Raw genomic sequence first — 13,756 nt, forward strand, 5'->3', positions numbered from 1 at the left:
AAGGGAAATCGCTCGAATTCCGCCCCGGCTGCCTCCAAAGAAGCAGCCGCGCCGGGTCCGGCTGCCGGCGGTTCACCCTTGATTCCGCGCCCGTAGGCGTCACCATTGCGGCAAACAATCGCCTTCGGCGGAGGAAAATGCCATGCCTGCCCCGTTCGACCACCCCATCATCGAGCCCGCCGCCTGGACCGCCGCGGACCTGGCGGCCAACCGGCGTTGGGAGATCACCCTGGCCGCGGCCGAAGTCTCCGACCTTGAACAGGCCTGCACCGGCGCCAGGGCCCTGCCGCTGGAACGGATCACCACCGCGAACTTTCCCCTGCCCCATTGCCAGCGCACCATTGCCCGCATTCGCGAGGAATTGCGCAGCGGCCGCGGCATCGCGCTGCTGCACGGCTTTCCGGTCGAGGGCCGGGACCTCGGCGATATCGAGCGCATGTACTGGGGCTTCTGCGCCCATCTCGGCACCGGGCTGACCCAGAACGGCGACGGCAACCTGATCCACTATGTGACCGAGGGCCGGTTGCGCCCGAACCAGGGCACCCGCGGCGTCGGCAATCCCGGCAAGGTCTCGCTGCACGTGGACCTGGCCGACGTGGTCTCGCTGCTGTGCGTGCGCCAGCCGGAGGACTCGCCGCCCAGCCGCCTCGCCAGTTCGCTCACCGTGCACAACCTCGTGCGCGAGCGCGCGCCGCACCTGCTGCCCCGCCTCTATGCGGGCTTTCCCTGGGACCGCCAGAACGAGCACGACCCCGCCGAAACGCCGACCACCGGCTATCGCGTGCCGGTGTTCAGCACGGCGGACGGCACGGTCTCCTGCCGCTACAACCGCAACTGGATGACCAAGGCCGCCGACCGCGCCGGCGGTTTCAGCGCGGAGGAGACGGAACTGCTCGACCTGTTCGACGCACTGGCGGCGGAGTGCATGTTCGAGTTTCCGTTTAACCCCGGCGACATCCAGTTCGCCAACAACTACACCACCCTGCACGGCCGCGCCCCGCACGCCCCGGCGCAGTCCGAGGACACGACGCGGCTGCTCATGCGCATCTGGACCAATATCGAGGATTTCCGCCCCTTTGCCGACGAGGCCATCGTCCGCAACGGCATCATCCGCCACGGCCGCCTCGGCTGGACGGCGGCGCAGTTGGCGGCGGGGTTGGAGGGCAAGACGCACGCCCGGCGCACGCCGGACCTGGCGCCGGCGTAGCCGCCGTCTTCGCCGCCGCGCGCCGACGCCCCCGGTTCACCCCCGCTGTTTCCCGGACGTGCGGCGCGCCGGTCCGGGATCGCTCACGCCTCGCAGAACACCGGCGGCGGCGGTGTTCGCCGAGACACACCGGCCCCGGACGCCCGCTCCGCGAGGCTCCGGGGAACAGTGCCCTTATCCGCCGGCTCAGTAATTCGGCTTGCGCTTGCCGAGGAACGCCGCCACCCCCTCGGTGAAATCCGGGCTCTGCCGCACCCGGTCGCCGAGCGACTGTTCCAGCGGCTCCTTGCCGATGTCACGCAGATAGGCGCTGGTGGAATACTGCTCCTTAACCGCCTGCACCGCCGCCGGCGAGTTGCCGGCAATGGTCTCGGCCAGCGCCAGACACTCGTCCAGCAGGCTGTCCGCCGGCACCACCCGGTTGATCAGGTTGATGCGCGCCGCTTCCTCCGCCGGGATCAGCTTGCCGGTCATCAGCAGTTCCATGGCGTGCACATAGCCGATCTGCGCCTGCAATTTCGTCGTCGCCCCGCCGAAGGGATAGACGCCCCATTTCACCTCGGTCACGCCGAAACGGGCGTGCGGTGCCGCCAGGCGGATGTCGCTCGCCAGCATCAGTTCGATGCCGCCGGCGATGCAGTCGCCGTTCACCGCCGCGATCACCGGCTTGCGGTAGATCGTGTATTTCTGCAGCCCCTTGTGCACGAGGCGGGACATCTCCTCGCCCGCCGTCAGGTCGCCGGAGAGGTCGGCGCCGGCGCAGAACGCCTTGTCGCCCGCCCCGGTCAGCACGATGGCGCGGCAGGTGTCGTCCGCCGCCAGTTCGTCCCAGATGCGGCCGAGCTCGGCAAAGTCCGCCCGGCTGGCGGCGTTGCGCTTCGGCTGGTTGTCCAGGGTGATGAGGGCGACGTGTGCGCCGCGGCGGTCCAGATGAATGGCCATGGTCTCAGGCTCCCGGCTTCTGCACTTCGACCACCACCTTGCCGGCGGCCTTGCGCCCGGTCAGCAATTGCAGCGCCTCCACGCCGCGTTCCAGCGGCAGGGTGTGGGTGACGATGGGCTTCAGCCGGCCGTCGAGCCAGTACGCCTCCAGCGCCCTGACGCTGCGCGCCAGCAGTTCCGGCTTGTGCCAGCGGAAATAGCGCAGGCTGGACCCCGCCGCCGTGCGGTGCTTCACCAGCAGCCGGTTCGCCGGGATTTTCGGCACGCCGCCGACAAAGCCGAAATGCACGAAGCGCCCGCCCCAGTCGAGCGACGACAGCGCCTCGTCGAAGAGCTTGCCGCCCACGGGGTCGAAGCAGACATCCGCGCCGCGGCCGCCCGTCGCCGCCATCACGCCCTCTTTCAGCGAGCCGGTGGCGTAGTTCACCGTATGATCCGCCCCGTGCGTCCGGCAGATTTCCAGGCGCTCATCGGAGGAGGCGCAGGCGATGACGCGCGCGCCCATGGCCTTGGCGATCTCCACCGCCGCCAGGCCGGAGCCGCCGGCCGCGCCCAGCACGATCACCGTCTCCCCGGCCTCGACCCGGCCCTGCCAGCGCAACGCCACGTCGGCGGAGATGTAGGCGACCGGGAAGATCGCGCCCTGGGCGAAGTCCATGCCGTCGAACAGCGGGTAGGTCTCGACCTCGTCCGCCAGCACCTGCTCGGCAAAGCCGCCATGGGCCAGAATCGCCATCACCCTGTCGCCCGGCTTGAACCTGGTCACGCGCTCGCCCACCGCCGCGACCGTGCCGGAAGCCTCCAGCCCCGGCGCGAACGGGAAGGCCGGCTTGGTCTGGTAGTTGCCGGCGACCATGATGCTGTCGGCGAAATTGGCAGAGGACGCGGCAACCGTCAGCAAAACCTGCTCCGGGCCGGGCACGGGCGCGGGCACGTCGGCAAGCTCCAGGCTTTCCACCGGCCCCCATTCGCGGCAAATCAAGGCGCGCATGCGCTTTTCTCTCTTTCCTAGGCGGGAATCCTCTCGGGCAGCATCCTAGCGCCTTCCCGCCGCCGCTCAAGACAGGGCCGCTCAAGACAGGGCCGGGCGGAGGCGGCCGGGCAAAAGCCGGTTCTGCTCCGCGCAACCTCGTGTAAGCTCCGCTCTGCCATCGCAACCGAGGGAGGCTCCCCGCCATGCTGAAATACTATTACAATCTCGGCCCGAACCCGATGAAGGTCACGCTGTTCCTGGAAGAATCCGGCCTGCCCTACGAGGCCATCCCCATCGACGGCCGCAAGGGCGACCAGCACACGCCCGAATACAAGGCCATCAACCCGAATTCCAAGGCCCCGGCCATCGTCGACGACGGCGTCCGCGTGTTCGATTCCAACGCCATCCTGCTTTATCTCGCCAAAAAGACCGGCCAGTTCACGGGACCGGCAGCGCAGGAGCCGGAAATGCTGTCCTGGCTGATGTTCGTCGCCACCGGCATCGGCCCCTATAGCGGCCAGTCCGTCCATTTCCGCCACCACGCGCCGGAAAAGCTGGACTACGCCATCAACCGCTACATGTTCGAGGCGCGGCGCCATTACGGCATTCTCGACACGCACCTGGCCGACAAGGCCTTCATGCTGGGCGACGACTACAGCCTTGTCGACATGGCGGTCTGGGGCTGGGCGCGGCTGCTGCCGGTGGTGCTCGGCGACGACGCCCTGCCCGCCATGCCGAACCTGAAGCGCCTGATGGACTGGATCAACGCCCGCCCCGCCGCCGCCCGCGCCGAGGCGATCAAGGAGCGTCACGCCTTCAAGGCCGACATGGACGAGGCGTCGCGCAAGAACATGTTCCCGTCCAACTATCAGAAATCCTGACGCGCCGTCCCCGACCGCGACGCGGTGCGCGGCCGCCTGCCGGCACCGCCCGCCGCACTCCGGGCTTGCCCCCGGCAGGGTTCGCTGGCTCACTGGCGGCCAAGCAAACGCAACGAGGAAGCGCGCATGTCCGCCACTTATGACTACATCGTCGTCGGCTCCGGCTCGGCCGGGTCCGTGCTGGCCAACCGGCTGTCCGCCAGCGGCCGGTACAAGGTCCTGTGCCTGGAGGCCGGCACGGAGGGGTCGAACTATTTCTGGTCGCGCGTGCCCATCGGCATGGCCAAGCTGATCGACAATCCGGCGGTGAACTGGGTCTATTCCTCCGAGCCCGACGCCGGCTCCGGCGGCCGGCGCATTCCCGTGCCGCGGGGCAAGATGCTGGGCGGCTCGTCGTCGATCAACGGCATGGTGTTCGTGCGCGGCCAGCCGCAGGATTACGACCACTGGGCCCAGCTCGGCAATCGCGGCTGGAGCTATCGCGACGTGCTGCCGATCTTCAAGAAGATGGAGACCTATCGCGGCGGCTCCGACGAATTCCGCGGCCGCTCCGGCCCGTTGCAGGTCACGGACACGCCCACCGACATCTCGTCCCTGCACCGCCGCATGATCCGGGCGGCCGAGGCGATCGGCATTCCCCATTCGCCCGACTACAATGGCGGCGACCAGGAAGGCATCGGCATCACCCAGGTGACGATCAACAAGGGCCGGCGCCAGTCCACCGCCTATTGCTATCTGGACCCGGCGCGGGGCCGCTCCAACCTCACCATCGAATCCGGCGCCATGGCCGAACGCCTGCTGCTGGAGGGCAAGCGCTGCGTCGGCGTGCGCTATCATGTCGGCGGCCAGGCCCGCGAGGCCCGCGCGACGCGCGAGGTCATCGTCTCCACCGGCTCGATCAACTCGCCCAAACTGCTGGAGCTTTCCGGCATCGGCCAGGCGGATTTCCTGCGCGAACTGGGCATCGCCCCGGTGCACGACCTGCGCGGCGTCGGCGAGAATCTGCGCGACCATTACAGCCCGCGCGTGCGCTTTGCGATCACCGAGAGAGGCGCCACCTTCAACGACAACGGCCGCGGCTGGCGGCTCTGGATGGAGGCGGCGAAATACGCCGTCACCGGCCAGGGCTTCTTCGCCATGACCGCCGCGCCGATCCGCATGTATTTCAAGACGCGCGAGGGGCTGGAAAGCCCCGACGCCGCCATTGCCATGACCCCCTTCCTCTACGAGCTGGACAAGGACGGCCACCTGATCATGGCCAGGCAGCGCGGCGTGACGCTGAACATCAACGTGCTGCGCTCGGAAAGCGTCGGCTCGATCCACGTCAAGTCCGCCGATCCGTTCGAGCCGCCGGCGATCAAGTTCAACTTCATGTCCACCGACTATGACCGCCGCGGCACGGTCGCGGCCATCCGCAAGGCACGCGAGTTGTTCGCCACCTCACCGCTGGCCGACGTGGTCGGCGAGGAACTGGCGCCCGGCGCGCACGTCGAGTCGGACGAGGATCTGGTCAACTGGATCTGCAACTACGCCGAGACCACCTACCACCCGGTCGGCACCTGCAAGATGGGCTCGGACCCGATGGCGGTGGTGGACGACCGGTTGCGCGTCCACGGCCTGGAAGGGCTGCGGGTCGCCGACGCCTCGATCATGCCGACGCTGACCAGCGGCAACACCAACGCCCCCAGCATCATGATCGGCGAGAAATGCGCGGAACTGGTGCTGGCGGACGCCGAGGCCGGCGCCCGCGCCGCCGCCTGAGCCCATCGCCACCGGGATCCGGGCCGGTGTTCCCCGGCCGGCGCGGAGCGGCGAGCCGGGGCCGGCTGGCTCTCCCGAACACGGGCCTCTCCCGGACAGCGGTAATGCCGGTGTTCGGGAGGCCGATAGCGGTCCCGGATGCCCGCTCCGCGCGCTCCGGGACACACGGCCTTCCCAAGCCGCCCCGCGATTCGCCAGCGCGTTTTCGGTACTGGTTGCCCCACTCTCCTGCCCCATCTCCCGCGCAAGCGGGGACAGGGAAGCGGGGCTGGTGAGCCAGCGGGAACAGAATGCGCCCTAGCCGCGCCCGCCGGACCCGCCGGAGCCCGAGCCACCGCCGGACCCGCCGCCCGGCCCGTTGCGGTCACGGTCGCGATCGTGCATCTGGTCCCTATCGCGATCACGGTCCATGTCGCGCTCGCGGTCTCGACCCCGGTTCTGCTCGCGCAGACGATCCTGTTGCAGGCAGTCGGCGTCGCGCTTGCCGTCCTTGTTGCGGTCGCAGTCCCGAACCTGGTCACGGTCGCGATCACGGTCCCGCTCCTTGTCCGCCGCATAGGCTCCGACGAGAAGTGCGCCATCGCCGGAGAACCCCACCGGCGCCACCGACAGCACAACGGCGAGCCCGACCGCGCCGAAAATCATCGACCGGGCCGATAACATCATGGGCTTCATGTCTGTTACTCCAAGTCTGCCCTAAAACGACGATAACGTATTGCAAAACACTACCACCTTCAACCAATGCGGATACGCCCAACACACTCGGATTTGCTTGATCTGTATCAATCGAATTGTGTCAATTTTTGGGAATTTCCAAGCACCCAACCCTTCGAATACTATTTTACAGCCGCACTGATCAAGCAAGACCGGACCGGCCGCCAGCCCCGCGCCGCAACGGCAGCCCCCGATTGATCGCGCCCAATGTTTCCGTTATGTTCTCTAATATAGTGTACCGCGTCACGACCGCTCCGAATGGGCGCGGATGGCGTCCGCGCCCATTCGGGATGCAAAACCGGATCTAGGCCGGCCACTGCCGCGTCGCGAGCAGGCCGCCGTCCACCGGCAGTTCGATGCCGGTGACCCAGCGCGACTCCTCGCTGGCGAGGAAGGTGGCGGCATAGGCGACATCCCAGGCGGTGCCCTCGGTCATCAGCGGCACCATTTTCGCCCGGCGCTGCCGTGCCTCCTCGCCCTGGTGCGCCACCATCGGCGTGTAGACCGAGCCCACCACCAGCGTGTTGCAGCGGATCTGCTCCTTGGCGTAGTCCGCGGCGATCGACATGGTGATGCCGTGCAGCCCGGCCTTGGTGGCGGTGTAGGAGAGCGCCCCGCCCGACTCCCGCAGCAGCCCGGTCGCGCCGGCAATCGACGAGACGTTGATGATCGAGCCGCCGCGCCCGCCGGCCCGCATCGCCGGCACCGCCGCCTGGCAGCAGAGCATGACGCCGGTCATGTTCAGGCCGATCACCTTGTGCCAGCCGGCCAGGTCGGTCTTTTCCAGCGGCCCGCCACCGCCGATGCCGGCATTGTTGTGCAGCACGTCGACCCGGCCATAACGGTCCATGGTCTCGGCCACCATGGCCTGGACCTGGGCTTCCTGCGTCACGTCGCAGGCGATGACATGCGCCTCGCCGCCCTCGGCCTTGATGCGCTCGGCCAGGGCCTCGGCCTTTTCGCGCTTGCGGTTGACGAGCACCACCTTCGCGCCCTCGGCCGCGAACATCAGCGCGCACGCCATGCCGTTGCCGAGCCCGTCGCCCCGGGGTGCTGCGCCGGTGACGATGGCGACTTTGTCTTTCATGCGGTTTGCGGCCATGGCCTGTTCCTTCGTTGCGTGGCCGCCTAGCATAGCCGGATCGCCACCGGAGCAAAGCCGCCCATGACCGCCCTCACCCACCATTTCACCCGCCTCTCCCAGGTCACGCTGCACCACGTCACCTGCGGCGAGCCCGCAAACCCCGCCGTCGTGCTGATCCACGGCTACCCGCAGACCTGGTACGAGTGGCGCGACATCCTCCCGGCCCTGGCCGAGGCCGGCTTCTTCGCCATCGCGCCCGACATGCGCGGACTCGGCGACAGTTCCAAGCCGCTTTCGGGTTATGATAAGAAGACGGTGGCCGCCGACATCCGCGAATTGCTGACCGGCCCGCTCGGCCTTTCCCGCTATGCCGTCATCGGCCATGACTGGGGTGGGCCGACCGGCTTCGCCCTGGTGGCGTCCGCGCCGGAGGCCGTCTCGCATTTCGCCCTGCTGGACGTGGTCATCCCCGGCGGCCCGGTGGACATCGCCCAGGACGGGCGGCGCTGGCACCACGCCTTCCACCACACCGCGGACCTGCCGGAATTCCTGACGGCGGGGCGCGAGCGCGAATACCTGAAATGGTTCTTCCGCAACTTCGCCTGGCGCGCCGACGCCATCCCAGACGCCGCCATCGACGAGTTCGCCCGCTGCTACAGCGCACCCGGCGGCATGCGCGCCGGCTTCGCCTATTACCGCGCCGCGGCCCAGGATGCGCGGGACAATGCGGCCCTGTTCGCGGGCGGCCTGCGCCTTTCCATGCCGGTGCTCGCCCTTGGCGGCGAGAAGCACGAGGCCCGCGGCCGCGGTCTGGAGCCTTACGAGTGCCTGAAGCCGATCTGCACGACCATCACCGGCGAGGTCGTCGCCGACGCCGGCCATTTCCTGGTGGAGGACCAGCCGGACTATGTCGCCCGCCGCCTGATCCGCTTCTTGAGGGAGGGCGCATAGGCGCCTAGACTGCGACCAAAGGCCTATAGCCGGAGGAAACCGCCATGAACGATGTCACCGCACTCCGTTACGGCGACCAGGACGCCGCCATGCAGCGCTACCTGCGCGAGGGCGAGGCGCGAGCCATGGCCCTCGGCAATCGCGGGCCGGTCCGGTACGGCGCCGACGGCAAGTTGCACAAGGATATCCTCGATTCCTATTGGCAGAACGGCTTCTACGTGTTCGAGGGCGTGCTGGGCACGGACGAACTCGCCGACATCGAGGCGGACTTCAAGGCCATTCTCGACCGGCTGCCAACCGAACAGGGCGCGCCGGTCGACCGGCACGGCCGCCCGGCCCTGGCCCATGACTGCACGGCACCGACCCTGTTCTGGTCGAAGCCGCTGGCCGACCCGTTCGGCGGCACCGACCTCGCCAACGGCCGCCACCCGGTCAAGATGTACGAACCCCAGGCCGCCGCCGACGCGCCGAAGGAAGTGGTCTATCTGATGCTCGGCTCGCTCCAGTTCTCGGACGCGTTGCTGCGCACCTACGGCCATCCGGACGTGCTGGGCATCGCCGCCTCCATCAATGGCGACGACTTCGTGCCCTTCACCGACGCCCTGTTCATCAAGGAACCGGGCAAGGGCGCCTCGGTCGCCTGGCACCAGGACGGCGTCACCCACTGGGATTCGCCCGACTGGGACGAGGGCACGCACGGCTTCAACATGATGGCGCAGCTCTATGGCTGCACTGCCGCCAACGGCGTCTGGGTGGTGCCGGGCACGCACAAACAGGGCAAGGTTGACATCAAGGCGCTGGTCGAGACGGCCGGCAGCGAGCGCCTGCCGGACGCCGTGCCGATCATCGCCGCCCCCGGCGACGTCGCCGTGACGAACCGACAGGCGCTGCACGGCTCCTTCGCCAACACGTCGAAGGACTGGCGCGTGACGGTCAATATGGGCTTCCATCGGCTGAAGTCGGTGCTGGGCGTCCATGGCGGCGGCCTGCACGCAGCGCCGCGCATCTATGACGAGGCCCATATCCGCGAGCGCAGCCGCGTCATCGGCTATGCCATCGACGCCCGCCGTCAGCGCTATCCGCACGAAACGCCCTTCGTCTACAAGCCCTTCGCCGAGCAGGGCCTCGCCCACCGCTGGGACGACGCCGCCCGCGCCACCATGCACGACTACAACCTGCTGGACATGAGCATTTAGCGGCGCGGATGGAGAAGGGCGCCGATGTTCCCCGGACGGTGCGGAGCGCCGATCCGGGGCCGGCCACGGCGAGCGAACACCGGCGGCGACGGTGTTCGAAGCATGACGCCGATCCCGGCCGTGCCACATGACCTGCCCGATATGCGGCCGGGCGCATCGAATGCGCAATCGAACCGCCTTCGCGGGAGAAGCGGGGGGAGAGGAGTGGAGCGGCGGCTGTTCTCGTCGCTGGCAGGAAGCGTCCCGCTCTCCCCCTTCCGGCGTCATTGCGAGGCGCCCGCAGGGCAACGAAGCCATCCAGACCAACCCTCAAACCTGTCTCGCTACCCCTGGATTGCTTCGCCCGCTTCGCGGACTCGCAATGACGCCGAGGGGGCCAATCAGACGGCGCAGCGCTGCCCTGCCCCCTCGCCGAACACGGCCTCGAAGCTCTGCCGCAGCGCCACGTCTAGATCGTCCATGGTCACCGGATAGCCGAGGTCGACCAGCGAGGTGACACCGTGCTCGGCAATGCCGCAGGGCACGATGCCGCCGAAATGCGACAGGTCCGGCTCCACGTTGATGGCGATGCCGTGAAAGCTGACCCAGCGGCGGACGCGCACGCCAATGGCGGCGATCTTGTCCTCCCGCCGCCCGCCCATCCCGTCCGGCCCGCGGTCGACCCAGATGCCGATCCGGCCGTCGCGGCGCTCACCTTTCAGGCCGAAGCGGGCCAGCGTCGCGATGATCCAGTCCTCCAGCCGGCAGACATAGTCCTTCACCCCCAGCCGGCGCGCGCGCAGGTCCAGCATCACATAGGCGACGCGCTGGCCCGGCCCGTGATAGGTGTACTGCCCGCCCCGACCGGTCGCGAACACCGGGAACCGATCCGGCGCCAGCAGGTCGGCCGGCTTGGCGCTGGTGCCGGCGGTGTAGAGCGGCGGGTGCTCCACCAGCCAGACCCATTCCGGCGCCTGGCCCTCGCGGATCGCGGCCACCCGCTCTTCCATGGCGGCAACGGCCTCCGCATAGGGTTGGAGGCCGGTACCAATGGTCCATTCCACCGCAGGCAGAGATGCTTGATCGGCGAAGGGCGCTCTGATATTGGACATGCTCTTGATCGCGCGGCGGGGTGGCCGCGCCCCTGGGACTGGGTTTCCGGTCTCAGAAACATAGGCGGTCGTGGCGGAATTGGTAGACGCGCAGCGTTGAGGTCGCTGTGGGAGAAATCCCGTGGAAGTTCGAGTCTTCTCGACCGCACCACCCTTCGAGTTGGCAGCTTGATCCCTCCCCCTTGGCATGGGGTAAGCTGTTGCGTATCCACCGTAGGCAACACATCTAGACGATCGGCGCAGGCTCCCGCCTGCCGGCTCGGAGGAATGGTGTATGGCAGATACGCAAGAGCTTGAGCCGACCGGCACCCAGACCGCCGACGCCGTTGCCACGCCCCCGACCCTCAGCATCGAATGGATCGACCAGGTCGAAGCGCTGCTGGACGCCGGCAATGCCGACGAAGTGCGCGAACTGGTGGAGCCGCTGCCGCCCGCCGACGTCGCCGACCTGGTCGAGGCGCTGGCGCCCGACGACCGCGTCACGCTGGTGCAGGTGCTGGGCGACGCCCTCGACGCCGAGGTGCTGCCGGAATTGGACAGCACCGTCCGCGACGAGGTGCTGGAGGCGCTGGCCCCGGAACAGGTGGCCGCCGCCGTCGCCGACCTGGAGACCGACGACGCGCTGGAGGTCGTGGCCGACCTGGAGCCCGAACAGCGCGAGGAATTGCTGGCCCGCTTGCCCGAGGCGGACCAGGTGCTGCTGCGCCAGGGTCTGACCTATCCGGAATACACCGCCGGCCGCCTGATGCAGCGCGACCTGCTGGCGGTGCCGGGCTTCTGGACCGTCGGCGACACCATCGACTTCCTGCGCGCGTCCAGCGACCTGCCGGACGATTTCTACGACATTTTCGTGGTCGACCCGCGCCACCGGCCCATCGGCCAGCTCGCGCTCAGCCGCATCCTGCGCAACCGCCGGCAGGTGCTGATCGCCAACATTATGGAGGCGGTGACCGACCCGTTCGTCGTCACCATGGACCAGGAAGACCTGGCGCACCAATTCCGCCAGCAGAACCTGACATCCGCCCCCATTGTCGGCGAGGACGGGCGGCTGCTGGGCGTGGTCACCATCGACGACATCGTCGACGTCATCGACGAGGAGCACGAGGACGACCTGTTGCGCATGGGCGGCGTCAGCGAGGACGACCTCTATGAGGCCACGTTCGACACCACCAAGGCGCGGTTCCAGTGGCTGTTCGTCAATCTGGGCACGGCGGTCATGGCCTCGGCGGTGATCTCGCTGTTCGAAGCGACCATCGAGCAGGTGGTGGCGCTGGCGGTGCTGATGCCGATCGTTGCCAGCATGGGCGGCAATGCCGGCACCCAGACCCTGACCGTCGCCGTGCGGGCGCTGGCCATGCGCCAGCTCACCCGCCGCAACGCCTTGCGGGTCGTTGGCAAGGAGGTGATGGTGGGCTGCATCAACGGTATGGCCTTTGCCGTGATCGCCGGCGTGCTCAGCGGCCTGTGGTTCGACAGTCCGTTGCTGGGCGCGGTGATCGCCATTGCCATGGTGGTCAACCTGATCGTCGCCGGCTTTTTTGGCGTCGCCATCCCGGTCGGCCTCGACGCGCTGAAGATCGACCCGGCGGTGGCCTCCTCCGTGTTGCTGACCACCGTGACCGACGTGGTCGGCTTCTTCGCCTTCCTCGGCCTGGCCGCCTGGCTGTTGCTCTGACTATTCGGGCGCGCGCACGTCGCGCAGATGCCCGGTCTTGATCCAGAAGCGGGCGCCGTCCGGGCCGGCGGCGATGACGAACCCACCCCCGACCGGAATCCGCACCCACGACCAGGGGCGCAGCGCCGTGCCGGATTCGCGGGCCGAGCCCTCGACCACGAACAGTTCGCCGCCACCGTCCGCCGCGATGCGGCCCTCGGTGCCGGGCGCCCATTGCTCCATCCGCACCCATTCGTGGCCGTCGTCGTAGAGCGGAGTCACCCGCACACCGGGCCGCCCCTCCGGCGCGACTGCACCGGCCTTGGCGGTATCGAGGCGCACATGGGTGCGGTCCTCCGGCTGCATCTGCCAGAGCTTCACCAGGATGGTGCAGCCCGGCCCGCTCGCCGGTGCGTGGCGGGAGGTGGGCGGGTTGCGGATATAGGAGCCCGCCGGAAAGGCGCCGTGTTCGTCCTCGAACACGCCGTCGAGCACCAGAAATTCCTCGCCGCCGCCATGGACGTGGGCGGCGAAGCGACTGCCGGGCGCGAAGCGGACAATGGTGGTCGCCCGGGCCACCTCGCCGCCGATCCGGTCCAACGGCCGCCGGTCGACGCCGGCGGCGGGCGAGTGCAGCCAGTCCACGGCATCGCCGTGCACGACGACGCGCTGGTCGAAATCGGCATTGATTTTGCTGTTGTCCTGCATCGGACGGCATCCCTTTCCCTGGCCGGCGGCATTCCGCATATTTGCCATGACGACGCCCGGCGCAACCCCGCCCCCTGCCCTGCCAAGGTCCCGGACCCCGAATGCAAAAGCCCTTGTCGATCCGATCCGCCACCGACGCCGACTCCGGACAGGTCGCCAGCCTGATCGCCGCCTGCTGGATCGCCTACCCCGGCTGCGTGCTCGACATCCGGGGCGAGGAGCCGCTGTTGCGCGCCATCGCCAGTGGCATCGCCACCCGGCGCGGCCGTTTCTGGGTCGCCTGCCATGGCGCCTGGGTGGTGGGCTGCGGCGGCCTGGTGCCGGGCGCGGCGGCGGACACGGCGGAACTGATCAAGCTCTACGTCCACCCGCGCCTGCGCCGCCAGGGCCTCGCCCGCCGCCTGGTCGCGCTGGCCGAGGACGAGGCGCGGGCCTGGTCCTGCGCAAGGATCGAACTCTGGAGCGACACCCGTTTTGGGGAGGCCCACGCCTTCTATCAGGCCCTCGGCTATACCCGGAGCGGCGCGGAACGGGAGTTGCACGACCGCTCGCAATCCCGCGAATACCCGTTTGCCAAGGCCCTGGCCGGCTGAC

Annotated in this window: 13 protein-coding genes and 1 tRNA gene; 8 read left to right on the forward strand and 6 right to left on the reverse strand. The window is 68.6% G+C overall.

All coding sequences use genetic code 11. The features are described from left to right. Positions 1–142 precede the first annotated feature (142 nt). A complete protein-coding gene (locus H6844_11590) occupies positions 143–1,207 on the forward strand; it encodes a TauD/TfdA family dioxygenase (protein MCB9930040.1) in 1,065 nt (354 codons plus the stop codon). Between the two features lie 186 nt (positions 1,208–1,393). On the opposite strand, the gene H6844_11595 is transcribed toward H6844_11590, so the two are convergent. Together H6844_11595 and H6844_11600 are read right to left on the reverse strand one after the other, a co-directional pair. Next, on the reverse strand, positions 1,394–2,149 hold the full coding sequence (locus H6844_11595) for an enoyl-CoA hydratase/isomerase family protein (GenBank protein MCB9930041.1): 756 nt from the start codon (positions 2,147–2,149) through the stop codon (positions 1,394–1,396). A 4-nt stretch (positions 2,150–2,153) separates the two neighbouring features. Continuing rightward, positions 2,154–3,140 (reverse strand): NADPH:quinone oxidoreductase family protein, encoded by a 987-nt coding sequence (locus H6844_11600; protein MCB9930042.1) that lies wholly within the window; start codon positions 3,138–3,140, stop codon positions 2,154–2,156. A gap of 185 nt (positions 3,141–3,325) precedes the next feature. Between H6844_11600 and H6844_11605 the strand changes: the two genes are divergently transcribed. Together H6844_11605 and H6844_11610 are read left to right on the forward strand one after the other, a co-directional pair. Then, positions 3,326–4,003, forward strand: coding sequence for a glutathione S-transferase N-terminal domain-containing protein (locus tag H6844_11605; GenBank protein ID MCB9930043.1), 678 nt, complete (start codon positions 3,326–3,328; stop codon positions 4,001–4,003). 126 nt (positions 4,004–4,129) lie between these two features. Further along, a complete protein-coding gene (locus tag H6844_11610) occupies positions 4,130–5,764 on the forward strand; it encodes a GMC family oxidoreductase N-terminal domain-containing protein (protein ID MCB9930044.1) in 1,635 nt (544 codons plus the stop codon). Between the two features lie 297 nt (positions 5,765–6,061). On the opposite strand, the gene H6844_11615 is transcribed toward H6844_11610, so the two are convergent. Together H6844_11615 and H6844_11620 are read right to left on the reverse strand one after the other, a co-directional pair. Then, a complete protein-coding gene (locus H6844_11615) occupies positions 6,062–6,439 on the reverse strand; it encodes a hypothetical protein (protein MCB9930045.1) in 378 nt (125 codons plus the stop codon). A 343-nt stretch (positions 6,440–6,782) separates the two neighbouring features. Then, positions 6,783–7,580 (reverse strand): SDR family oxidoreductase, encoded by a 798-nt coding sequence (locus tag H6844_11620; GenBank protein MCB9930046.1) that lies wholly within the window; start codon positions 7,578–7,580, stop codon positions 6,783–6,785. A 63-nt stretch (positions 7,581–7,643) separates the two neighbouring features. Here H6844_11620 and H6844_11625 point away from each other — a divergent pair, with 63 nt between their 5' ends. Together H6844_11625 and H6844_11630 are read left to right on the forward strand one after the other, a co-directional pair. After that, positions 7,644–8,513 (forward strand): alpha/beta hydrolase, encoded by an 870-nt coding sequence (locus H6844_11625; GenBank protein MCB9930047.1) that lies wholly within the window; start codon positions 7,644–7,646, stop codon positions 8,511–8,513. A gap of 44 nt (positions 8,514–8,557) precedes the next feature. Then, positions 8,558–9,709, forward strand: a complete 1,152-nt coding sequence (locus H6844_11630; protein ID MCB9930048.1) for a phytanoyl-CoA dioxygenase family protein — start codon at positions 8,558–8,560, stop codon at positions 9,707–9,709. A 380-nt stretch (positions 9,710–10,089) separates the two neighbouring features. Here the strand turns inward: H6844_11630 and lipB are convergent, their stop codons facing one another. Further along, positions 10,090–10,800 (reverse strand): lipoyl(octanoyl) transferase LipB, encoded by a 711-nt coding sequence (lipB, locus tag H6844_11635; GenBank protein ID MCB9930049.1) that lies wholly within the window; start codon positions 10,798–10,800, stop codon positions 10,090–10,092. A 64-nt stretch (positions 10,801–10,864) separates the two neighbouring features. On the opposite strand from lipB, the gene H6844_11640 reads away from it, so the two are divergent. Both H6844_11640 and mgtE read left to right on the forward strand, forming a co-directional pair. Continuing rightward, positions 10,865–10,951, forward strand: a tRNA-Leu gene (locus H6844_11640). A 123-nt stretch (positions 10,952–11,074) separates the two neighbouring features. Then, positions 11,075–12,475, forward strand: a complete 1,401-nt coding sequence (gene mgtE / locus H6844_11645) for a magnesium transporter (GenBank protein ID MCB9930050.1) — start codon at positions 11,075–11,077, stop codon at positions 12,473–12,475. Here mgtE and H6844_11650 read toward each other — a convergent pair whose 3' ends face one another. Continuing rightward, complete coding sequence (locus H6844_11650; protein MCB9930051.1) at positions 12,476–13,162, reverse strand: cupin domain-containing protein; 687 nt, start codon at positions 13,160–13,162, stop codon at positions 12,476–12,478. 101 nt (positions 13,163–13,263) lie between these two features. Between H6844_11650 and H6844_11655 the strand changes: the two genes are divergently transcribed. Beyond that, positions 13,264–13,755 (forward strand): GNAT family N-acetyltransferase, encoded by a 492-nt coding sequence (locus H6844_11655; GenBank protein ID MCB9930052.1) that lies wholly within the window; start codon positions 13,264–13,266, stop codon positions 13,753–13,755. Position 13,756: the final 1 nt, after the last annotated feature.

This window comes from Alphaproteobacteria bacterium (assembly GCA_020638555.1).
In the GTDB taxonomy this organism is placed as follows: domain Bacteria; phylum Pseudomonadota; class Alphaproteobacteria; order Bin95; family Bin95; genus JACKII01.

Coding starts and splice junctions, on each gene's coding strand:
- H6844_11610 (MCB9930044.1), top strand. CDS start 4,130: ATGTCCGCCACTTATGACTACATCGTCGTCGGCTCCGGCTCGGCCGGG.
- mgtE (MCB9930050.1), top strand. CDS start 11,075: ATGGCAGATACGCAAGAGCTTGAGCCGACCGGCACCCAGACCGCCGAC.
- H6844_11625 (MCB9930047.1), top strand. CDS start 7,644: ATGACCGCCCTCACCCACCATTTCACCCGCCTCTCCCAGGTCACGCTG.
- H6844_11605 (MCB9930043.1), top strand. CDS start 3,326: ATGCTGAAATACTATTACAATCTCGGCCCGAACCCGATGAAGGTCACG.
- H6844_11650 (MCB9930051.1), bottom strand. CDS start 13,162: ATGCAGGACAACAGCAAAATCAATGCCGATTTCGACCAGCGCGTCGTC.
- lipB (MCB9930049.1), bottom strand. CDS start 10,800: ATGTCCAATATCAGAGCGCCCTTCGCCGATCAAGCATCTCTGCCTGCG.
- H6844_11590 (MCB9930040.1), top strand. CDS start 143: ATGCCTGCCCCGTTCGACCACCCCATCATCGAGCCCGCCGCCTGGACC.
- H6844_11600 (MCB9930042.1), bottom strand. CDS start 3,140: ATGCGCGCCTTGATTTGCCGCGAATGGGGGCCGGTGGAAAGCCTGGAG.
- H6844_11595 (MCB9930041.1), bottom strand. CDS start 2,149: ATGGCCATTCATCTGGACCGCCGCGGCGCACACGTCGCCCTCATCACC.
- H6844_11630 (MCB9930048.1), top strand. CDS start 8,558: ATGAACGATGTCACCGCACTCCGTTACGGCGACCAGGACGCCGCCATG.
- H6844_11615 (MCB9930045.1), bottom strand. CDS start 6,439: ATGAAGCCCATGATGTTATCGGCCCGGTCGATGATTTTCGGCGCGGTC.
- H6844_11620 (MCB9930046.1), bottom strand. CDS start 7,580: ATGGCCGCAAACCGCATGAAAGACAAAGTCGCCATCGTCACCGGCGCA.
- H6844_11655 (MCB9930052.1), top strand. CDS start 13,264: ATGCAAAAGCCCTTGTCGATCCGATCCGCCACCGACGCCGACTCCGGA.